The sequence below is a fragment of the Pseudomonas sp. GW821-FHT02H06 genome (genome assembly GCF_059421525.1).
On the sequence record NZ_JBWKVD010000015.1, the window covers coordinates 66,672 to 87,246 of the forward strand.

Genomic DNA, 20,575 nt, shown 5'->3' on the forward strand with positions numbered 1-20,575 from the left:
TTCCAGTGGTCTGGTTATATCCAGGAGTGACGGGCGGGCAGGGCGCCGTTCAGGTGCCAGGCGCCGACGGCGTGGACCTTCCAGCGCACCGGGTCGTGGAGGGTGTGAACCCGCGCGTTGCGCCAGTGACGATCGAGATTGAATTCGGCCAGCGTCGCGCGACTGCCCGACAGCTCGAACAGCTTTTCGCTGGCCTGCAGGGCGATTTGCGTGGTCAGCACCTTGGCTTCGGCGACCACGATGGAAGCGCGAGCGGCAGATTGTTCGTCGATGGGTTCGGCGGCGATGTCATCCAGCACGCGGCCGGCCTTGCGCAGCAGCGCTTCTGCGGCGTGCAGCTCGAGTTTCAGCTTGCCGATGTCAGCGATCACATACGGATCGTCACCGGCGCGCTCGACATTGGCGTCGATCCACGGCCGCGAACGCTCGCGCACAAAACGAATGCTTTCGTCGATGGCTTCCCGGGCAATGCCCGCATCGATGGCGGCCTGAATCAGTTGCGAGACCGCGCCCTGAATGTTCGGAGACAGGCCCAGCTTCCAGTTATCAACAACCAGTTCGCCACTCACGCGCACGTTTTCCAGCAGCACGCTGCCGCTGGCGGTGGTGCGCTGACCGAAGCCGGACCAGTCGTCGATGATGTGCAGCCCCGGCGTCCCGCGTGGCACGAACACCAGCACCTGTTTGCCGTCGTCATTGATGGCCTTGACCGCCACCCAGTGAGCGAACAGCGCCCCGGTCGAGTAGAACTTGCGGCCATTGAGCAAAAACTGATCACCGTCCGCAGTTATTCGCGTTCTGACGTCGAGGGTGTTTTTGGTCCCGCGTTCGGGGCCGCCGTTGCCGATACGTGCGCCGTCGAGAACGCTGGCGAACAGGGTTTCTTTCTGCGCCTCGGTGGCGCTGCCGATCAGCGAGTTGAGAATCCCGAAGTGGTTTTGCGGAATCTGGCCCACGGCAGGGTCAGCCGCCGAGAGGATGGCGAAGACCTCGGCCACGGTTACGAACGACACCTGCGGCCCGCCGTATGCGCGCGGTACCGTGATGCTGCCCAGGCCGCTGCGGCTGAACAACTCGATTTCCGACCAGGGCAGTTGCCGCTCGCGGTCTCGCGTGGCGGCATTCGGACGCACGATCGCGGCCAGTTCATGGGCCGCGGCAAGGGCATCGGCGTCGTTGCGCAGTACGTTGGCAGGGAGCAGGGGAGGAGCTACGTCCAGGGTGTGCTGGACAGAAAGGGCGTTCAGATCAGTCATGGTGGTGACCTTCACGAGCGCGAGCACTGGGGTCGTTGTGCTTGACCATTCGAACCTCGAATCAATACCGCGATAGCGGCGGGAAAATTGACGATGGTCCGGTGGTCCGGTGCATATACCCTAAGCGTGTATAAACATTAAATAAACTCACATTTAGGAATAAGCATAGAAGGCGAAATGGCGGCTGCTGTCGCCAGCGCCGTGGCTTGCGTGTAGGTCAGGCATGAACCGAAGGCCAGCGCCAGAATCATGTACTTGACCAAATGGCTGAAGGGCATGGCGAACACCTTGTGAGGGGTTTCACCGCAGGCTAGCAGCCCGTTCCCGCGGATCCAGGGGGAAGCTGTAGGACGCTGATGGAGATGATGTGGGAGGTTTCTTCTCTGTGGCTGATCCGTGGCGTCGTTCACGGTTGCAGCACGCCAGGCGGCAGACGTATCGCGGCGCGCCGAGGGTGCGCCGCGACAGCGTCTTGAGCGGGGTCGATATCAAGCTCCGACCTCATCGGTCATGTCGGTCGATACCTTGATCAATCGCGCCGGTGCCCAGCGCGAGTTATTGCCGACCCGGTCAATCACGCAATAGCTCACCTCCAGGTGCGGATCATCGCCCGCCTCGCGCACCAATTCTGCTGGTACTTCAACCACGATGGGCAGTCCGACGTCTTCTTGGGTGAGCGCTGGCAGATCCAGACGCATGTCGCCCCAGCGAAGAGTGATTTCATCGTAGGCATCCATGTTGGGATAAGCGTCGAGGGTGAGCTGTACGCCCTCATCGAAGTGGCGCGCAGTCAAACCGTCCTGCATGACCGACTCGGCGAACGTCACCGGTGCCAGTCCCTGATTCTCATCGCCCTCGCCGCTGACCAATTGACCGCCGGGAATCTCCAGTTTGACCCATAGCTTGGCGCCGGGAGATTTAATGGGTTCGCTGCCAATTTTGGTAACGCGATAGTAGGTTTTCACTTTTCCACTTCGAAGAAAACTTTCGGGTACATGTAGGACGGATGTATGCCCGATGTCGGACTCCGATAAAAGTTTTGAGGCGGCATAACAGCCTCCCCAAAACAATTCGATCAAATCACCGCAGTCCATCTCTGGCCAGGGGTCGATGTGCACTCGCAGATCGGCCGCCGCCAGGGCGCCAATCCCGTGCTTGTTCGACTGCGGAAGATACGGCGCCATCAACTTGAAAGACTGAGTCATTACAGGGATACGGATCATCTTTTAATACTCTTCGAATGCGTGCCTGGATCAAGGCAAGTCAGGTGATTAATTCATTGCAACTGCAGCGTGAAAACGACTGGCACTAGTACACGCCGGGATGCATAGGCATGGCAAACATTACAAACGGTGGTAATTAGTGGGTTGCTGTTCTGGAAAAAGAATAAACCGAGAGCGATTTCAGCTAATTGTGTTGCGGTGTTTGTGTCAACAGTGATTAAGTTTTTAAAGTGTGTGTAACGCAAATGCAGAAGTTTCCTACAGTTGGGCGTTGCTTATGGGGAGGGGGGTGCGACTGTGGTCCTACCTGAGCCGCCGGGCGCGCCGTATTCCACAGTCAGCAGGCTGATGAAAAGTGTCAGCGGCAGTTATTTGTGGGCGAGGAAATGGTCAATCAACGTTGCGGGGAAGTAGAGCGAGTCAGCGCTGTTCGTATTGAAAAAACAGATAGATTGATTACGGCAAGCCGGCGTCGAAATAGTAGGACTTTTAGTGGGTCAACGCTTTTCTAAATATGAACGACAAAGAAAACGGCGCCTATTGGCGCCGTTTTAAACACATAACGTGTCGGACTAATTCCTGCTGCGCTCAAGAAACTGCCTTGTGCGTTCTTCTTTAGGGTTGGCGAACAGCTCTTTCGCTTCGCCCTGTTCAACGATGACGCCCTTGTCGATGAAAATTACCCGGTTGGCGACGTCCCGCGCGAAGCTCATCTCGTGGGTCACGATCACCATCGTGCGTTTCTCCAGCGCCAGAGCGTGGATCGTATTCAGCACCTCGCCCACCAGCTCGGGATCGAGCGCCGACGTTGGTTCATCGAACAGAATGACCTCCGGCTCCATGGCCAGCGCCCGGGCAATCGCCACACGCTGCTGTTGACCACCGGACAGACGCCGCGGATAAGCGTCCTCTTTACCCGCGAGGCCGACCTTCGCCAGCAGCGTGCGGCCCAGCTCGATGGCCTGTTCGCGCGGCATCTTCTTGACCACAGTGGGGCCTTCGATGACGTTTTCCAGCGCGGTGCGGTGGGGGAACAGATTGAAGTTCTGGAAGACGAACCCGACATGCTGGCGCAGTTGCCGGATCAGACCCTGCTGCTGGCTCAACGGGCGGCTCAAATCGACTTTGATGTCGCCCACGACAATGCTGCCGCTCGTAGGCACTTCCAGCAGATTCAGGCAGCGCAGCAGCGTCGTTTTACCCGAACCGCTAGGGCCGATGATCGCTACCACTTCGCCCGGCTCGACCGTCAGGTCAATGCCCTTGAGCACTTCGTTGCCCTTGAATTGCTTGGTCAGTTTTTCAACCGTGATCATGCCTCAGGACTCCACATCGTGGCGGTTGGCCCGTGCTTCCAGGCGATTTTGAAAATGCGCCAGGATGCTGCACAGCACCCAGTAGATCAGGGCGACGGTGAGATACATGGTGAAAATCTCCAGCGTCCGCGAAGAGATCAACTGCGCCTGGCGGAACACTTCCGGCACCTGAATGGTGGCGGCCATCGCCGTGTCCTTGACCAGTGAAATAAAGCTGTTGCCCAAGGGCGGCAACGCGGTGCGTGCAGCTTGCGGCAGGATGGCGCGGCGCATGGTCTGGGCGCGCGTCATACCAATGCTCGCAGCGGCTTCCCACTGCCCTCGGTCCACCGAACCGATCGCGGCCCGAAGGATTTCGCAGGCATACGCGGCCATGTTCAGCGACAGGCCGATCAGCGCTGCGGTGATCGCATCCAGTTCAATGCCCAGGTCCGGCAAGCCGTAATAGATCATGAACAGCTGGACGAGCAGCGGCGTGCCACGGAAGAACGAGACGTAAACCCTGGCGACGGCGCTGATGACCCAGATCTTCGACAAACGCATCAGTGCCAGGCCGAAGCCCAGCACCAATCCGAAAAACATCGACCCCAGGCTCAAGCCCACCGTGTAATACGCGCCCTTGAGCAGGAAGGGCGCGGAGTCCAGCGCGAGCTGAAGGCTCTCTGGAATCATTTGGTCACGTCAGCCTTGAAGTACTTGTCCGACAGCTTGGCGAGGGTGCCGTCGGCGCGCAGCTTGTCGATGGCCTTGTTGATCGCGTCCAGCAGTTCAGGCTCGCCCTTGCGCAGTGCGATACCGGATTCCTGACGGGAGAACGGTTCGCCGGAAACGGCCAGCTTGTCTTTGGTCTTGGCGACCAGTTCCAGCGCAGCGAGACGGTCGACGAGGATGGCGTCGATACGGCCGACACGCAGGTCCTGGTATTTGGTCGGATCATCGTCGTAGGTTTTGACGATGGCATCAGGCACGTTGGCTTTCAGCCATTCTTCGTAGTTGGTGCCCAGGCCGACGCCCACTTTCTTGCCTTTCAGGTCTGCGGCCGTTTTGATCACGCCGACGTCTTTGGTCTGCACCAGCGCTTGAATGCCCGACACGGTGTAGGGTTCGGAGAAGTCGTACTTCTTTTTACGCTCGTCGGAGATGGTCACCTGATTGACCACGACATCCAGACGCTTGGACTCCAGTGCCGCCAGAATGCCGGCCCACGGCGTGGCCTGCAGCTTGACCTTGACGCCCAGTTCCTTGGCCAGTGCTTCGGAGAACTCCACTTCGAAACCGGTCAGCTTGCCGTCTTCACCCACGAAGCTGAACGGGGGATAAGTGCCTTCCAGGCCGACATTAAGGGTTCCGTTCTTTTTGATGGTTGCCAGTTGATCGCCAGCGACAGCCTGGCTGACCAGACCCGTGCCCAGCACCAGGCTAAAGGCCGACAACAGAAAGGTGCGGCGGATTGCAGACATGTTCATGAAAGTCCCCTGTTTTAATTGGAATGTCAGGCAAGTATCAGACCCGACGAAGCTACGTTGGCATCACGCGTTTATCCAGCTTTTTCAGTCGCCTGCAACGCTCTGCACGCCGGCTGGCGGCGATCATAAGACTCGAGCCCAACGATGAAAAATAATAAAAAGCGGATCGGTTATCAGTTTCTGGAATATGGCGTTCACGCGACGGTTTGCGTGGCAGCGGGACGAAGGCCCTATCCCGCCGAAAAGACGTCTTGATACGCAAACAAAGCTGGCGCGCCGCCGGTGTGGAGAAAGACGATCGGGCCGTCTTCGAAGCGCTGCCGGCCAATGCCGTCGAGCAGTCCGGCCATGGCTTTGCCGGTGTAAACCGGATCCAGCAACAGCCCTTCATGGCTGGCCACCAGCCGGATCGCTGCCAACGTCCCGGCATTCGGCTCGCCGTATCGTGGGCCGAAGTATTCATCCCACAGCTGCACCTTGAATGCGGCGGGCAATGATTCGCCCAGCAGTTCGACGGTTTGCTCGGCCAGGCGCTGAACCTTGGGCGCCTGGGTTTCTTCCGGACGCGATACGGTCACGCCTATCACCGGAAGCTCAGGCAGTTCTTCCGCCAGCGCCAACGCCAGGCCGCTGTGGGTGCCGGCACTGCCCGACGCGAGCACGACGGCCGCGAATGACAGGCCGCTTTGCTTGATCTGCTCGGCCAGCTCAAAACCGGCCTGCACATAACCCAGAGCGCCGAGGGCATTCGAACCGCCGATTGGCACCAGATAGGGCCTCTTGCCGCTGAGGCGAAGTCGGCTGGCCAGGGCTTGTAACTGGTCGTCGGCGTTGTCGAGGTTCTCGACCAATTCGACCTTGGTATCGAACAAATCCAGCAGCAGGCGATTGCCGTTGCCCAGGTAATTGCTGTCGTCGGTTGCAATCGGGTTTTCCAGCAGCGCCACACAACCCAGGCCGAGGCGGGCGGCGAGGGCAGCCGTCTGACGCACGTGGTTGGACTGAATGGCGCCCGCAGTGATCAGCGTGTCACAGCCCTGAGCCAGGGCGTCGGCCGCGAGGTATTCCAGCTTGCGCAGCTTGTTGCCGCCCATGGCCAGCGGGGTGACGTCGTCGCGTTTCACGTAAATGTCGCGCCCGGCCCAGGTCGAAAGGCGTTCGAGCTTTTCAAAGGGCGTCGGACCGCCGAGCAATTCCAGACGATTAAAACGGGCGAGCTGTTGTTTGATCATGGTGGCGTCGACAGGTCTGCAATTGAGTCGCAGGACTATAGGCAGACGTTTCCCACAGGGCAACCGCCCGGCGTCCTCCGTCCCCTGCACAGAAGCCCCACGAAAATAGTTATTTTTTTGCCGCGAAGGGATGTCGTAGAGTGATTCCACTTCGGCCGTTACAGCCTGACTCGCCGTTGAATTGAGGAGAAATCTGCGTGAGCACTATTCCCGACCTGTCCCCGGAATCCTGCGCCGAGGGCGTGACCGGCCACTGGCAACTGCAGCGGATTGTGGGCGAATTGCGCGCCGCGCGTGATGACTGGCGTACCAGCAACGGCCGAATCAGCGGCGAGAAGGGCGGCCGCGAGCTGCCTTCCCGCGAGGCCATGCGCGACATTCTCGATGCGCTCTGCGGCGCGCTGTTTCCAATGCGGCTGGGGCCGGTGGACCTGCGCGAAGAGAGCGAGGACTTCTACGTCGGCTACACCCTCGACGTGGCATTGAATTCGCTGCTCGATCAGGCGCGGCTCGAACTGCGCTACGCCGCCCGCCAGAAAGGCCAGGATGCCAGCTGCGCGGATGTGCATGCGGAACGGCTGATTCAGGATTTCGCCAGCGCACTGCCGACGATTCGCCGCGTCCTCGACACCGACGTGCTGGCGGCGTACCACGGTGACCCTGCCGCGCGCAGTGTTGATGAGGTGTTGTTGTGCTACCCGGGCATTTTGGCGGTGATTCACCATCGTCTGGCCCATCATCTGTACCACAACGGTTTGCCCCTGCTGGCGCGCATCAGCGCCGAACTGGCCCATTCCGCCACGGGCATCGATATCCATCCCGGTGCGCAGATCGGCCCGAGCTTCTTTATCGATCACGGGACCGGCGTGGTCATCGGCGAGACCGCGATCATCGGCGAGCGCGTGCGCATCTATCAGGCCGTTACCCTCGGTGCCAAACGCTTCCCCTCCGATGAAGACGGCCAATTGCTCAAGGGCCATGCCCGTCACCCGATCGTCGAAGACGATGTAGTGATCTATGCCGGCGCCACGATTCTGGGGCGCATCACCATCGGCAAGGGCTCGACCATCGGCGGCAACGTGTGGCTCACGCGCGGCGTCCCGGCGGGCAGTAACGTCAATCAGGCGAGCCTGCAGCATGAGGATGGCTGTCCGAAGTAGCCCGTCATATCGCAAATTTCAGGGTGAGCACACTGGCCTCTTCCCGGCTGAAGCCGGCCCCACTAATTGACCGCATAGCTCTTGTAGGACCGGCTTTAGCCGGGAAGGCGTCAGTCGTTATGTCGCAAATCTTCGGGTGAGCACACTGGCCTCTTCCCGGCTGAAGCCGGTCCTACTAATTGACCGCATAGCTTTTGTAGGACCGGCTTTAGCCGGGAAGGCGTCGGTCGCCATACCGCCAAGCCTCCATAATTTTCCAGCGCATTGAAAACCCTACCGAACCCACGGAACGAAAGGCTTTCGTCGTCCGTCCTACCCTCGCCTGATTAAGCGTCACGCCACCGTGCATTAGTCTCCGGCCGTCTATTCGTGCTTTAATTGAACGTTCAATCAAGTTAAACCGGTGGTTCGCTGCCCGCTGATCTCAGGAGGCCTACCTTTGCCGCATCTACGTTGCATGATCGATCCCCTCGCCCGCGCGGCGGTATTCATATGAATAATTCAAGCGCTTCGAACAGCTCGCCTGTTCGCATGAACGGCCCTGTTTTCTACTTCGCTGCCAGCTTCATCCTCATCTTCGGACTGGTCGTGATCGGCTTCCCGGAAGCCTCAGGGGCCTGGTTGCTCGCCGCGCAGAACTGGGCCGCCAACACCGTTGGCTGGTACTACATGCTGGCCATGACCCTGTATCTGCTGTTCGTTGTGGTCACTGCGCTGTCCGGCTACGGCAAGATCAAGCTCGGCGCCGACCACGACGAGCCCGAATTCAGCTATCTGTCCTGGGCCGGCATGCTGTTCGCCGCCGGGATCAGCATCACGCTGTTCTTCTTCTGCGTGTCCGAGCCGTTGACCCACATGCTGCAGCCGCCCCAGGGTGAGGGCGGGACCACCCAATCGGCACGTCAGGCCATGCAGCTGCTGTTTCTGCATTGGGGCCTGCATGGGTGGGGCGTTTTCGCCTTCGTCGGTATGGCGCTGGCCTACTTCGCCTATCGCCATAACCTGCCGCTGGCGTTGCGTTCGGCGCTGTATCCGTTGATCGGCAAGCGCATCAACGGCCCGATCGGTTACGCAGTCGACGGTTTCGGCATCATCGCCACCATCTTCGGCCTCGGTGCTGACATGGGGTTTGGTGTACTGCACCTGAATTCAGGGCTCGACTACCTGTTCAACGTGCCGCACACCCAATGGATTCAGGTCGGTTTAATCACTCTGATGATGGGCGCGGCAATCCTCGTAGCCATTGCGGGCGTCGACAAGGGCGTGCGGGTCATGTCCGACATCAACATGCTGCTGGCCTGCGCGCTGCTGCTGTTCGTGTTGTTTGCCGGACCCACTCAGCACCTGCTCAATACGCTGGTGCAGAACATCGGCGATTACCTCGGCGCGTTGCCGGTCAAGAGCTTCGACGTCTATGCGTACGATGGCCCGAGCGACTGGCTGGGTGGCTGGACCGTGTTCTATTGGGCGTGGTGGATTGCCTGGTCGCCGTTCGTGGGTCTGTTCATCGCGCGTATCTCCCGTGGTCGCACCATTCGTGAATTCGTCTGCGGCGTGCTGCTGATCCCGCTGGGCTTCACCCTCGCGTGGATGTCGATTTTCGGTAACAGCTCCATCGACCTGGTGCTGAACCACGGCATGGCTGCGTTGGGCCAATCGGCTATCGACGATCCGTCGATGACCCTTTACCTGATGCTGCAGACGTACCCATGGAGCCGGACGGTCATTGCCGTGACGGTGTTCATCAGCTTCGTGTTCTTCGTGACTTCGGCCGACTCCGGCACCGTGGTGCTGTCGACGCTTTCTGCCAAAGGCGGCAGCCCGGACGAAGATGGCCCGAAATGGCTGCGTGTGTTCTGGGGCGTGATGACGGCGCTGATCACCAGCGGCTTGCTGTTCTCGGGCAGCATCGATGCGCTGAAGTCGGCGGTGGTACTGACTTCGTTGCCGTTCTCGCTGATTCTGCTGCTGATGATGTGGGGGCTGCACAAGGCGTTCTACATGGAGTCCCAGCGCCAGATCGCTCAGCTGTATTCACTGGCACCGGTCTCCGGATCCCGGCGTGGTGGCTGGCGTCAGCGTCTGACTCAGGCCGTGGCGTTCCCGTCCCGTGATGAGGTTTACCGCTTCCTCGACCAGACCGTACGCCCGGCGATTGAAGAAGTGACGGCAGTGTTCGTCGAGAAGGGCCTGACCGTCGTGACTCAGCCGGATCCGGCCAACGACACGGTGGGCCTGGAAATCGGCCACGGTGAAGAGCGTCCGTTTGTGTACCAGGTGACCATGCGTGGCTATTTCACACCGTCCTTCGCACGCGGCGGCATGGGCTCCAAACAGCTGAACAACCGCCGTTATTACCGCGCCGAAGTGCACTTGAGCGAGGGCAGTCAGGACTACGACCTGGTGGGCTACACCAAGGAACAGGTCATCAACGACATCCTCGACCAGTACGAGCGCCACCTGCAGTTCCTGCACCTGGTGCGTTAAGGCGCTTTCTTTTGTAGAAAAACACGTGCCCGCAAGGGCGTCGTGTCAGTCGCCCAACCGGGGACGGACACGACGCCCTTGCGGGCACGCTTGCTTTTACACCTTCGATTTCTACCTAAGCCAAGCCACCATTGGCCCGCAGCACCTGCCCATTCACCCAGCCTGAATCCGGGCCGGCCAGAAAGGACACGACGCTGGCGATATCTTCCGGCTGCCCCAGGCGCTGCAACGGCGGCATGTTGGCAAAGTGCTGGATTTGCTCCTCGGTTTTGCCTTGCAGGAACAGCTCGGTCGCCACCGGCCCCGGCGCGACGGCATTCACCGTGATATTCCGCCCGCGCAGCTCCTTGGCAAATACATGGGTGAAGGCTTCGACGGCCGCCTTGGTCGCGTTATAGATGGCATAGCCCGGCAGGTTCAGCGCCAGCGCAGTGGTGGAGAAGTTGATGATGCGACCGCCGTCGTTCATCCGCGCGCTGGCCTCGCGCAACGTGTTGAAGGTGCCTCGGGTGTTGATGTTGAACGCCTGATCGAATTGCTCATCGCTGGTGTCTGCCAGCGGCAGTGCCTTCATGACGCCGGCGTTATTGACCAGCACATTGACCTTGCCCAGCTTCGCTTCCGTTTGCTCGAACAGTTCGTGGACCTCGTCAGCCTTGGCAACGTCGGCTTTGATCGCGATGGCCTGACCGCCCTCGTCGTTGAGCTGCGCAACCAGGGCGTCCGCTTCTGCCGCGCTGCTGGCGTAATTCACGACCACCGCGAAACCATCGTGGCTCAAGCGCCGGGCGATTTCCGCGCCGATACCACGGGAGGCGCCGGTGACGATGGCGACCGGACGGGGGATGTGTGGAGTGGACTGCGTCATGGTGAGGCTCCGATTCATTTGAAAGTGAGTGCAGCTTCACATGGCAGACCGCGCTGATAAACGCCGCAGAAACGCCTTCATTGTTCTGCTGCAGCGAACAATGCAGTGGCCGTCGCTTTCCTTCAGCGCTGGAGCGTAGCGTTCGTCCACTCTCTTGAACCCCCTCGCCGCAGAGAAATCCGAGTAATCTCGCAGGTTCGTTTTGTGACTGACTTCCATACAAGAAAGAGAGGACTGGATGACTTACATCGCTGCCGAAAACCGTTATGAACGCATTCCCTATCGCCGTGTAGGCCGCAGTGGGCTGGTGCTGCCAGCGCTCTCCATGGGTCTGTGGCACAACTTCGGTGACAGCACGCCGATCGACACCCAGCGTGCGATGCTGCGCACGGCCTTCGATCTGGGTATCAACCACTTCGACCTCGCCAATAACTATGGCCCGCCGTACGGCAGTGCCGAAATCAACTTCGGTCGCCTGCTCAAGGAAGACTTCAAGCAATACCGCGACGAACTGATTATCTCCAGCAAAGCCGGCTGGGACATGTGGCCAGGGCCTTACGGTCAGGGCGGCGGATCGCGCAAATACGTGCTCGCCAGCCTCGATCAGAGCCTGCAGCGCATGGGCCTGGACTACGTCGATATTTTCTATTCCCACCGCTTCGACCCTGATACCCCGCTGGAAGAAACCGCGAGCGCACTGGCCACCGCTGTGCAGCAGGGCAAAGCGCTGTATATCGGGATTTCGTCGTATTCGGGCGCCAAAACCCGCGAAATCGCAGGCCTGCTGAAAGAGTGGAAAGTGCCGCTGCTGATTCATCAGCCGGCCTATAACCTGCTCAATCGCTGGGTGGAAAAAGACCTGCTGGACACCACCGAAGAACTCGGCTCGGGCGTCATTGCATTCACCGCGCTGGCCCAGGGGCTGCTGTCGGACAAATACCTGAACGGCATTCCAAAAGACGCACGGGTCAACCGTCCCGGTGGCGGGTCGCTACAGGCGGCGCATTTATCGGAGCAGAACATCGAGCACGTGCGTGCGCTGAACGAGATCGCCAAGCGTCGCGGTCAGAGCCTGGCGCAGATGGCACTGGCCTGGACACTGCGCGATCCGCGCGTCACGTCCGCACTGATCGGTGCAAGCCGTCCGGAGCAGATCATCGAGAACGTCGGCGCCCTCGACAATCTTGAGTTCAGTCAGGAAGAACTGGCCGAGATCGACCGGTTTGCGGTGGAAGGCGGGATTAATCTGTGGGAGAAGCCATCTTCGGCTGAGTAAACCCGCAGCCATCGTGGGCGCCCTTGCCCGCGATGGCGTCCTGCCTGCGGCGAATCCGTCTTTCAACTGACGCCATCGCAGGCAGGCGCTGCTGCCTATCGCAGGGCTTAGCCCTCGTCACCCTCGTCGTCATCCCCGCCATCGATCTTCATACCCAACTCCTTGATCTTGCGGGTCAAGGTATTGCGGCCCCAGCCCAGCAGCACGGCGGCGTCGCGACGACGGCCGGCGGTGTGCTTGAGCGCGGTCTCGATCATGATGCGTTCGAACGTCGGCACGGCACTGTCCAGCAGGCTGGATTGACCGCGGGCCAGCGCCTGATCGGCCCATTGGCGCAGCGCTTGTTCCCAGTTGGTCACCGGGGCAGCGTCCTGGGGCAGGCTCAGCAATTCGGGCGGCAGATCGCTGACATGCACTTCGCGGCCCGACGCCATCACCGTGATCCAGCGACAGGTGTTTTCCAGCTGACGGACGTTGCCCGGCCACGGCAGGTGCTTGAGGTATTCCTCGGTTTCCGCCTTCAGCAGCTTGGGCTCAACAGCCAGTTCCTGCGCAGCGCGGCTGAGGAAGTGGCGTGCCAGCGTCGGAATGTCTTCGCGACGGTCGGACATGCGCGGGATGTGAATGCGGATCACGTTCAGGCGGTGGAACAAGTCTTCGCGGAACTTGCCTGCCTGGACCAGGGTTTCCAGATTCTGGTGCGTCGCCGCAATAATGCGCACATCGACTTTAACCGGCACGTGGCCGCCAACGCGGTAGAACTCGCCGTCAGCCAAGACACGCAGCAACCGGGTTTGGGTATCGGCCGGCATGTCGCCGATTTCATCGAGAAACAGGGTGCCACCGTCGGCTTGCTCGAAACGCCCACGACGCAGGTTCGCCGCGCCGGTGAACGCGCCTTTTTCGTGGCCGAACAGCTCGGACTCCATCAAGTCTTTCGGAATCGCTGCCATGTTCAGCGCAATGAACGGCGAAGCCGAGCGTGGGCTGTGGCGGTGCAGGGCGTGGGCAACCAGCTCTTTACCGGTCCCGGACTCGCCGTTGATCAGCACGGTGATGTTGGAGTGGCTCAAGCGGCCGATGGCGCGAAACACCTCCTGCATCGCCGGCGCTTCGCCGATGATTTCCGGGGTGCGGGTCAAGGTTGGCGGAACGGCCAGGCCCTGCTGCTCCTGAGCGTGCTGATTGGCACGTTTAACGAGCGAAACGGCTTCGTCAACGTCGAACGGCTTTGGCAGGTACTCGAACGCACCGCCCTGATAGGACGCCACGGCGCTGTCGAGGTCCGAGTGAGCGGTCATGATGATGACCGGCAGGCGTGGATGCTGTTCGCGAATGCGCGCCAGCAAGTCCAGGCCGCTGGCGCCGGGCATGCGGATGTCGGAAATGATCACGTCCGGTTGCTGACGGGCCAGGCGGCTCATCACGCCATCGGCGCTGTCGAAACTCTGCGTGGTCATGCCCTCTTGCTGCAGGGCTTTCTCCAGTACCCAGCGGATGGAACGGTCGTCATCGACGATCCAGACAGTTTCACTACGGCTCATGTCGACGCTGCTCCTTGTTCCAGCGGCAGGAAGATCGAGAATGTTGTATGGCCAGGGTGGCTATCACACTCGATCAGCCCCTGGTGCTGACTGATGATGTTCTGGGTAATGGCAAGGCCCAGCCCGGTGCCATCCGGGCGGCCGCTGACCATGGGGTAAAAAATGGTTTCTTGCAGCTCCGGCGGAATGCCGGGGCCGTTGTCGATGATTTCGATCTTGCTGACCAGACGATGGCGCACATGGCCGATGGTGAACTGGCGCATGGCACGCGTGCGCAGGCTGATGCGGCCCAGACGCAGCTCGTTCTGGCTGCTGATGGCCTGCATGGCGTTGCGCACGATATTGAGCACGGCCTGAATCATCTGCTCGCGGTCAATCAGCACATCGGGAATGCTCGGGTCGTAGTCGCGCACGATAGTGATGCATCCCTGGCTTTCGGCTTCGACCAGGCTGCACACGCGCTCGAGCACTTCATGCACGTTGGTCATCGCCAGCATCGGCAGCTTGTTCGAGCCCAGCATGCGGTCGACCAGATTACGCAGGCGGTCGGCTTCTTCGATGATGACGTTGGTGTAGTCCTTGAGGCTCTCCTCCGGCAGCTCGCGTGCCAGCAACTGCGCGGCGCCGCGAATCCCGCCAAGGGGGTTCTTGATTTCATGGGCCAGGCCACGCACCAGCATTTTGGTGGTCTCCTGCTTGGACAACTGAGCCTCTTCCTTGGTGATCCGCAGCAAGCGATCACGGGGATGGACTTCCAGCAGCAGCATGGTCTCGGCCTGGGAAAGAATCGGGGTGACGGCGTAATCGACCGTCAACGTCTGGCCGGTGAGGGCGGTCAGCATCGCTTCACGTTTCGTGAACGGGTGCGCCTGTTCCACCGCCTGACGAAGCGAACTGAGCGCTTCGGCAGATTCGGTGAACAGCTCGCTGATGAATTGGCCGTGGCTGCGCTGACCACTGATGGCCAGCAGCATTTCAGCGGCAGGATTCATGTACTCGAGGCGCAGGTCCGAGTTGAGCAGAATCGTGGCAGTGGTCAGGTTGTCGAGTAACAACCGATGCAACGCATCGCTGATAGTCATGAATCCCGGTGACCTCTTTTGGCTCTATGCACTCGGGCTGGGCCGTGAGTGCAGGCTCTGATTGGTCTTTGCCAGCGTATGGAACCGCTAGAACGTGTGGTGTGCTCGCGCATTCATTACAAAATGCAAAAACCAAACCAAGGCTCCGAAAAGAAGCGCGGGTTGAGTAATTACGAACGTTTTTTGGACGGCAGGCCCGGCGACAGTGCATGGATTCCTGAACGTCGAACCAAAATGGGCTTATTACGCGAAAGCTCGTTCAGGTTATGCACCAGAATAGAGCATAGCCGGTCGGGCAGGGTTTAGCGGAAGAACGAAAAGAAACTCGATTCTTCTTCCGGCTTGTCCTTGATAGGGCATTCGGGGCGCACACCGTAATCATCGTTTTTACAGGGCTGTGCGAGCCGCTTCTGGGCCAGAGAGATGCGTATCAGGTGAAAGGGTTGATTGGGGGTTCGCTCCAGCACTCGCCCGTACTGATCAATGATCTCTACGGACAGCTGGTGAGTGCCACGGTCGATGTTCGTCAGCGGGAAAACCGGGCTGCGCGTCGGCTCGCCGTAGGGTTTGCTGTCGAGCAGTAACCGGTACAAGTGATCCGGCTGCAACTCGGGATCATTGCTGACGGTGACATTCAGATTGCCTTCAATGTCGCGGATCGTGCTGTCGGGTTCCGGCGCCAGAATGCGCAGCAACTGATAATGGAAGATGGGTCTCGCCGCTGGCTTCGGTGTGGATGCCCGACTGGGCGCCTTCGTGGGCTGATCGACCCGGTTGGTCGGCGCTATGTCGACCTTCTTCGCATTGCGGTGAGGCTGATCGGTGAAGACCCGATTGCCGTCTGCATCGACGTAGGTATACACCTCCGCCAAAACGTCCTGGCTCACGCTGAACAGCAGGCACAGAGCGACGGCCAACTGGTAGACGTATTTAAGGCCGGCCGACATGGACTCGCTGCACTGTCAGATTGACCGTCTCGCTTTGCTGGATCGAACGCTGATTTTCCAGCACCTGAACCGAAAAGCTGTGTTCGCCCCGATCAAGCTCCATGACCTGCAGCCGAGGAATATTCGTGGGCTGGCCATAGGGTGCGCCGTCCACCACCAACTGCAACAAATGCCCAGGCTGCAAACGGGGCTCTATGGCCACGCCAACAGTGAACGAGCCGTTATTGGCACGAAGCGCTTCGTCCTGGGGCAGGTCTTTCAGCGCGAGCACCTGATAGGTGGCAGCGGTTTGCTGATTCTGGTTCTGGGTCGCGGGCAGTGGCGGCGGCGCGGCAGGCACGACGGTCTCGACGCTGTTGAGCGGCGGCAGCTCGACAGTTTCGGCTTTGGTACCGTTCGGCGGCTGGTTGCTGTACGCCGTGTTCCCGGAGGCATCGGTGTATTTGTAGATCTGCGCGGCAGCGGGCAGCGCAAATACCAGCAACAGAAGGGCAAGACATTGACGCATGAACACTCCGGTGCAGCGATCAGGACAACCAACAATGGTGCCGCGCTAAATCCATGACGCGGCACGGGTCAGCATAGAGGAATACTGATCGACGGTGTCATTTGAGAAGCGGACCTGCGCACCCGCTCACGGGCTTGGTGTGGTCCGGCAGAGGTCGCCTCCCGCCCGTTGCAGCGCGGTCTCAATGACGGGATCACTTGCCTGTCGCTGGATTTCCGACTGCACCCAGCCAGCGCATTTGGCATCGCTGCGGTAAGGCTGAAACGCCGAGTAACTTTGCATCAACACCGGCAGCAGCGTATCCAGCCGACCCCGGATGCCATCGGTCAGGTTGACGTCTGGCTTCTCCGGGGAGTGGCCGGTTTCGCGCCACTGCTCGATACGCGCGTATTGCACCATCTTGTTGGCTTCCATCTGGGCGGTCATGAAATCGCGTACGTCGTCGGCGCCCAGCTCGAATTCACTCGCCCGTGACTCGGCGTTCTGAATCACCTGGCGCTCGCGCTCACTGTCCTGAACCGGCTTGCCGCTGTGCCATTTGCTGCGCGCCACGTCATTGGCGATTTCCAAGCGTTGCTCCATGGCTGCGATGAGCGGTTGAAGCTGTGCGGGAGGCTGCTGAGTGTTCGCTGCATAAAGGCCTGGCGCAAACACGGCCAGCGCGAAGAGGGTGATCTGAATCAGCTTGGGCATAAGGGTGTGTTCTCGCATGAGTAATCTGGCTCGCGATCGTCGAGGCACGTGTTCGGAAAAGTCGGAGTGCTGACTATATTGCCTCAACAGGTGATCTCAACTGCGTTACATATGTATGTACGTAACGCGGCGAAAGACGAGCACAAAAAAGGCCTCCCGAAGGAGGCCTTTTGTTCACGCGGCTTTCGCCGACGCGACTGGATCAGCAGCTGTAGTACAGCTCGTATTCCAGTGGGTGTACGAAGGTGCGCACTTTGATTTCTTCTTCGGATTTCAACGCGATGTAAGCGTCGATGAAGTCGTCGCTGAATACGCCGCCTTTGGTCAGGAACGCACGACCTTTGTCCAGCTCTTCCAGGGCTTCCTTCAGGCTGCCGCAAACTTGCGGGATCTCTTTCGCCTCTTCAGGCGGCAGGTCGTACAGGTTTTTGTCAGCCGCATCGCCAGGGTGGATCTTGTTCTGGATGCCGTCCAGGCCAGCCATCAACAGGGCAGCGAAGGCCAGGTACGGGTTGGCTGCCGGGTCCGGGAAACGTGCTTCGATACGACGGCCCTTAGGGCTGTTGACGTAAGGAATACGGATCGACGCCGAACGGTTACGAGCCGAGTAGGCCAGCATGACCGGCGCTTCGAAGCCTGGAACCAGACGCTTGTACGAGTTGGTTGCCGGGTTGGTAAAGCCGTTCAGGGCCTTGCCGTGCTTGATGATGCCACCGATGAAGTACAGAGCGGTGTCGGACAGGCCGGCATAACCTTCGCCTGCGAAGGTGTTCTTGCCATCTTTGGAGATGGACATGTGAACGTGCATACCCGAACCGTTATCGCCGTACAGAGGCTTTGGCATAAAGGTAGCGGTGCGGCCGTAAGCGTCGGCGACGTTGTGCACGACGTATTTCAGGGTCTGAACTTCGTCAGCCTTTTTAACCAGCGTGTTGAATTTCACGCCGATTTCGTTCTGGCCTGCGGTTGCCACTTCGTGGTGGTGAACTTCGACGACCTGGCCCATTTCTTCCAGGGCGTTGCACATTGCGGTGCGGATTTCGTGGTCGTGGTCGAACGGTGGAACCGGGAAGTAGCCGCCTTTGATGCCTGGACGGTGACCCTTGTTACCGCCTTCGATGTCAGCATCGGACATCCACGAACCTTGTTCGGAGTAGATTTTGAACATGGAGCCGGAGATGTCGGACTTGAATTTCACTTCGTCGAAGATGAAGAATTCTGGCTCAGGGCCGGCGAATACAGTGTCACCGATACCGGTCGACTTCAGGTATTCCTCGGCGCGGTGAGCAATGGCGCGTGGGTCGCGATCATAACCTTGCATGGTCGAAGGTTCGATGATGTCGCAAACCAGGATCAGGGTAGGCTCTTCGGTGAACGGATCCAGCACGGCGGTTTCGTCGTCCGGCAGCAGGATCATGTCGGAGGCTTCAATACCTTTCCAGCCCGAGATGGAGGAACCGTCGAACATTTTGCCGACTTCGAAGAAGTCGTCTTCCAGCGCATCGCGGGCCGGCATGGTCACGTGGTGCTGAGTGCCTTTGGTGTCCGTGAAGCGCAGATCAATCCACTTTACGTCATGATCTTTGATGAGTTGAACCGACTTCGACATGTTGTCCTCCGGGGTGGATTAGGGCCTGAGTAGTGGTTGGCCCTTCAATTTGGGTGATGCCGGGCGCGATACTCGACCAAGGCAACCTGCCTCACAAGGGAGCAATTTGCATGCCAGTGCCCTGTGTTGGGTTTTCCGAGGGAATAGCTGCCTTTAAGCGCGTTAAACGTCGCATATTCGAAAACCGGCGCACCCTTATGGTGCCAAGTAATTGTATACAGGGCCGTTTTGGTGCGCGGACGATTGGCCGTACGATAACTGGTTAAACCTTGAGCAATTTCCGCTATAATCCGCGCCCCCCTTTTTCGACCGGGACCTAGCGCGCTGTTTTCATGAAATTAATCGTCAAAGTCTTCCCAGAAATCACTATCAAAAGCCGGCCTGTGCGCAAGCGCTTCATCAAACAGCTGGCCAAGAACATCCGTACGGTGCTCCGCGATCTGGACCCGGCGTTGGTGGTGGATGGTGTGTGGGACAACCTTGAGGTCGAAACCAGGGTCGAGGATGCCAAAGTCCTGCGCGAGATGACCGAGCGCCTCAGCTGCATGCCCGGCATCACGCACTTTCTGCAGGTTGACCAGTATCCGCTGGGCGACATGGAAGACATCTACGAGAAGTGCAAGCTGCACTTCGGCGACGCGCTCCCCGGCAAGATTTTCGGGGTGCGCTGCAAGCGTGCGGGCCATCATGACTTCAGCTCCATGGACGTCGAGAAGTACGTCGGCAGCAAGCTGCGTCGTGAATGCAACGCCGCCGGCATTTCGCTGAAAGCCCCGGAAGTCGAGGTCAGAATCGAGATTCGGGACCAGCGCCTGTTCGTGATCCACAGCCAGCACAACGGCATCGGCGGTTATCCGCTGGGTTCGCTTGAACAGACCCTGATCCTGATGTCCGGTGGCTTTGACTCAACCGTGGCCGCGTACCAGATCATGCGTCGCGGCCTGATGAGCCATTTCTGCTTCTTCAATCTGGGCGGACGTGCCCACGAGCTGGGCGTGATGGAAGTCGCGCACTTCATCTGGAAGAAGTACGGCAGCTCTCAGCGGGTGCTGTTCGTGAGCGTACCGTTCGAGGAAGTTCTGGGAGAAATTCTCGGAAAAGTCGATAACAGTCATATGGGCGTAGTATTGAAGCGTATGATGTTGCGCGCTGCGACCAACATTGCCGACCGGCTGGAAATCGACGCGCTGGTGACCGGCGAGGCGATTTCCCAAGTGTCCAGCCAGACGCTGCCCAACCTGTCGGTCATCGATTGCGTAACGGAGAAGCTGGTCCTGCGACCGCTGATCGCCAGTCACAAGCAGGACATCATCGACCTGGCCGATCAGATCGGCACCGGCGATTTTGCCCGGCACATGCCCGAATACTGCGGTGTGATTTCGGTGAATCCGAAGACCGCCGCCAAGCGCAATCGGGTCGAGCACGAAGAAAAATCGTTCGACATGGCCGTGCTCGAACGTGCGCTGGAAAACGCTCGTCTGGTACCGATCGATCGCGTGATCGAGGAATTGGGCCAGGACGTTCAGATTGAAGAAGTCAGTCAGGCGCTGGCGGGGCAAGTGGTCATCGACATCCGTCACCCGGATGAAGCAGAAGACCGCCCGCTGGCGCTGACTGGCGTCGAAGTACAAACGCTGCCGTTCTTTGCATTGAACAGCCGTTTCAAGGAACTGGATGACACGCGCCAGTACCTGCTCTATTGCGACAAAGGCGTCATGAGTCGCCTGCATGCTCATCATCTGCTCAGTGAGGGGCATGCCAATGTGCGCGTTTATCGACCGAGCTAAGTGCCCGGGGCTGTTTGCCTGTGGCTTGCGTCACCGGCCCCCCGACACCAGTCGTCAGCCGTAACGGCTTTCGCCGGCTCCACCGTTCATAGCTGCCTACAATCAGACAGCTGACCGAATC

Annotated in this window: 18 protein-coding genes; 4 read left to right on the forward strand and 14 right to left on the reverse strand. The window is 59.5% G+C overall.

What is annotated here, in order from left to right:
* Nucleotides 1–14 precede the first annotated feature (14 nt).
* The 7 genes from AC07VF_RS21065 to AC07VF_RS21095 form a co-directional block, all read right to left on the reverse strand.
* A complete protein-coding gene (locus AC07VF_RS21065) occupies nt 15–1,256 on the reverse strand; it encodes an SfnB family sulfur acquisition oxidoreductase (RefSeq protein WP_495009652.1) in 1,242 nt (413 codons plus the stop codon).
* 137 nt (nt 1,257–1,393) lie between these two features.
* Nucleotides 1,394–1,534 carry a hypothetical protein gene (locus AC07VF_RS21070; protein WP_495009653.1) on the reverse strand — a complete coding sequence of 47 codons (141 nt, stop codon included), beginning with the start codon at nt 1,532–1,534 and terminating at the stop codon, nt 1,394–1,396.
* A gap of 210 nt (nt 1,535–1,744) precedes the next feature.
* Nucleotides 1,745–2,479, reverse strand: a complete 735-nt coding sequence (locus AC07VF_RS21075; protein ID WP_192173020.1) for a hypothetical protein — start codon at nt 2,477–2,479, stop codon at nt 1,745–1,747.
* A 572-nt stretch (nt 2,480–3,051) separates the two neighbouring features.
* The gene (gene tcyN, locus AC07VF_RS21080) at nt 3,052–3,795 is read right to left on the reverse strand and encodes an L-cystine ABC transporter ATP-binding protein TcyN (RefSeq protein WP_192173019.1); all 744 of its coding nucleotides are present in this window, start codon (nt 3,793–3,795) and stop codon (nt 3,052–3,054) included.
* 3 nt (nt 3,796–3,798) lie between these two features.
* Nucleotides 3,799–4,467, reverse strand: coding sequence for a cystine ABC transporter permease (gene tcyL / locus AC07VF_RS21085; RefSeq protein WP_495009654.1), 669 nt, complete (start codon nt 4,465–4,467; stop codon nt 3,799–3,801).
* Complete coding sequence (tcyJ, locus tag AC07VF_RS21090) at nt 4,464–5,261, reverse strand: cystine ABC transporter substrate-binding protein (protein ID WP_192173018.1); 798 nt, start codon at nt 5,259–5,261, stop codon at nt 4,464–4,466. The genes tcyL and tcyJ overlap by 4 nt, the downstream gene beginning before the upstream one ends.
* 230 nt (nt 5,262–5,491) lie before the next feature.
* The gene (locus AC07VF_RS21095) at nt 5,492–6,493 is read right to left on the reverse strand and encodes a D-cysteine desulfhydrase (protein ID WP_495009655.1); all 1,002 of its coding nucleotides are present in this window, start codon (nt 6,491–6,493) and stop codon (nt 5,492–5,494) included.
* A gap of 215 nt (nt 6,494–6,708) precedes the next feature.
* Between AC07VF_RS21095 and epsC the strand changes: the two genes are divergently transcribed.
* A complete protein-coding gene (gene epsC / locus AC07VF_RS21100; RefSeq protein ID WP_197983925.1) occupies nt 6,709–7,653 on the forward strand; it encodes a serine O-acetyltransferase EpsC in 945 nt (314 codons plus the stop codon).
* Nucleotides 7,654–8,145: 492 nt separating this feature from the next.
* Nucleotides 8,146–10,140 (forward strand): choline transporter BetT, encoded by a 1,995-nt coding sequence (betT, locus tag AC07VF_RS21105; RefSeq protein WP_495009656.1) that lies wholly within the window; start codon nt 8,146–8,148, stop codon nt 10,138–10,140.
* A gap of 115 nt (nt 10,141–10,255) precedes the next feature.
* Here betT and AC07VF_RS21110 read toward each other — a convergent pair whose 3' ends face one another.
* Nucleotides 10,256–11,008: an SDR family oxidoreductase gene (locus AC07VF_RS21110; RefSeq protein WP_495009657.1), complete on the reverse strand. Its 753-nt coding sequence runs from the start codon at nt 11,006–11,008 to the stop codon at nt 10,256–10,258.
* A 238-nt stretch (nt 11,009–11,246) separates the two neighbouring features.
* On the opposite strand from AC07VF_RS21110, the gene mgrA reads away from it, so the two are divergent.
* A complete protein-coding gene (gene mgrA / locus AC07VF_RS21115) occupies nt 11,247–12,284 on the forward strand; it encodes an L-glyceraldehyde 3-phosphate reductase (protein WP_074890138.1) in 1,038 nt (345 codons plus the stop codon).
* Between the two features lie 107 nt (nt 12,285–12,391).
* Here mgrA and ntrC read toward each other — a convergent pair whose 3' ends face one another.
* The 6 genes from ntrC to glnA form a co-directional block, all read right to left on the reverse strand.
* The gene (gene ntrC / locus AC07VF_RS21120) at nt 12,392–13,828 is read right to left on the reverse strand and encodes a nitrogen regulation protein NR(I) (RefSeq protein WP_074890141.1); all 1,437 of its coding nucleotides are present in this window, start codon (nt 13,826–13,828) and stop codon (nt 12,392–12,394) included.
* Nucleotides 13,825–14,910 (reverse strand): nitrogen regulation protein NR(II), encoded by a 1,086-nt coding sequence (gene glnL, locus AC07VF_RS21125; protein ID WP_074890143.1) that lies wholly within the window; start codon nt 14,908–14,910, stop codon nt 13,825–13,827. The genes ntrC and glnL overlap by 4 nt, the downstream gene beginning before the upstream one ends.
* 302 nt (nt 14,911–15,212) lie before the next feature.
* Complete coding sequence (locus tag AC07VF_RS21130; RefSeq protein ID WP_495009658.1) at nt 15,213–15,857, reverse strand: DUF4124 domain-containing protein; 645 nt, start codon at nt 15,855–15,857, stop codon at nt 15,213–15,215.
* A complete protein-coding gene (locus AC07VF_RS21135; protein WP_495009659.1) occupies nt 15,841–16,365 on the reverse strand; it encodes a DUF4124 domain-containing protein in 525 nt (174 codons plus the stop codon). The genes AC07VF_RS21130 and AC07VF_RS21135 overlap by 17 nt, the downstream gene beginning before the upstream one ends.
* Before the next feature lie 126 nt (nt 16,366–16,491).
* The gene (locus AC07VF_RS21140) at nt 16,492–17,058 is read right to left on the reverse strand and encodes a chorismate mutase (RefSeq protein ID WP_495009660.1); all 567 of its coding nucleotides are present in this window, start codon (nt 17,056–17,058) and stop codon (nt 16,492–16,494) included.
* A gap of 202 nt (nt 17,059–17,260) precedes the next feature.
* A complete protein-coding gene (glnA, locus tag AC07VF_RS21145) occupies nt 17,261–18,667 on the reverse strand; it encodes a glutamate--ammonia ligase (protein ID WP_037018763.1) in 1,407 nt (468 codons plus the stop codon).
* 332 nt (nt 18,668–18,999) lie between these two features.
* Between glnA and thiI the strand changes: the two genes are divergently transcribed.
* The gene (thiI, locus tag AC07VF_RS21150; protein WP_122624387.1) at nt 19,000–20,454 is read left to right on the forward strand and encodes a tRNA uracil 4-sulfurtransferase ThiI; all 1,455 of its coding nucleotides are present in this window, start codon (nt 19,000–19,002) and stop codon (nt 20,452–20,454) included.
* The last annotated feature ends 121 nt before the right edge of the window (nt 20,455–20,575 follow it).

Excerpts from the sequence above, each read along its gene's own strand:
- AC07VF_RS21095 (WP_495009655.1), bottom strand. The coding sequence starts at position 6,493 with ATGATCAAACAACAGCTCGCCCGTTTTAATCGTCTGGAATTGCTCGGC.
- tcyJ (WP_192173018.1), bottom strand. The coding sequence starts at position 5,261 with ATGAACATGTCTGCAATCCGCCGCACCTTTCTGTTGTCGGCCTTTAGC.
- AC07VF_RS21110 (WP_495009657.1), bottom strand. The coding sequence starts at position 11,008 with ATGACGCAGTCCACTCCACACATCCCCCGTCCGGTCGCCATCGTCACC.
- betT (WP_495009656.1), top strand. The coding sequence starts at position 8,146 with ATGAATAATTCAAGCGCTTCGAACAGCTCGCCTGTTCGCATGAACGGC.
- thiI (WP_122624387.1), top strand. The coding sequence starts at position 19,000 with ATGAAATTAATCGTCAAAGTCTTCCCAGAAATCACTATCAAAAGCCGG.
- glnL (WP_074890143.1), bottom strand. The coding sequence starts at position 14,910 with ATGACTATCAGCGATGCGTTGCATCGGTTGTTACTCGACAACCTGACC.
- AC07VF_RS21070 (WP_495009653.1), bottom strand. The coding sequence starts at position 1,534 with ATGCCCTTCAGCCATTTGGTCAAGTACATGATTCTGGCGCTGGCCTTC.
- AC07VF_RS21065 (WP_495009652.1), bottom strand. The coding sequence starts at position 1,256 with ATGACTGATCTGAACGCCCTTTCTGTCCAGCACACCCTGGACGTAGCT.
- mgrA (WP_074890138.1), top strand. The coding sequence starts at position 11,247 with ATGACTTACATCGCTGCCGAAAACCGTTATGAACGCATTCCCTATCGC.
- AC07VF_RS21140 (WP_495009660.1), bottom strand. The coding sequence starts at position 17,058 with ATGCCCAAGCTGATTCAGATCACCCTCTTCGCGCTGGCCGTGTTTGCG.
- ntrC (WP_074890141.1), bottom strand. The coding sequence starts at position 13,828 with ATGAGCCGTAGTGAAACTGTCTGGATCGTCGATGACGACCGTTCCATC.
- AC07VF_RS21130 (WP_495009658.1), bottom strand. The coding sequence starts at position 15,857 with ATGTCGGCCGGCCTTAAATACGTCTACCAGTTGGCCGTCGCTCTGTGC.
- AC07VF_RS21075 (WP_192173020.1), bottom strand. The coding sequence starts at position 2,479 with ATGATCCGTATCCCTGTAATGACTCAGTCTTTCAAGTTGATGGCGCCG.
- glnA (WP_037018763.1), bottom strand. The coding sequence starts at position 18,667 with ATGTCGAAGTCGGTTCAACTCATCAAAGATCATGACGTAAAGTGGATT.
- tcyN (WP_192173019.1), bottom strand. The coding sequence starts at position 3,795 with ATGATCACGGTTGAAAAACTGACCAAGCAATTCAAGGGCAACGAAGTG.
- AC07VF_RS21135 (WP_495009659.1), bottom strand. The coding sequence starts at position 16,365 with ATGCGTCAATGTCTTGCCCTTCTGTTGCTGGTATTTGCGCTGCCCGCT.
- tcyL (WP_495009654.1), bottom strand. The coding sequence starts at position 4,467 with ATGATTCCAGAGAGCCTTCAGCTCGCGCTGGACTCCGCGCCCTTCCTG.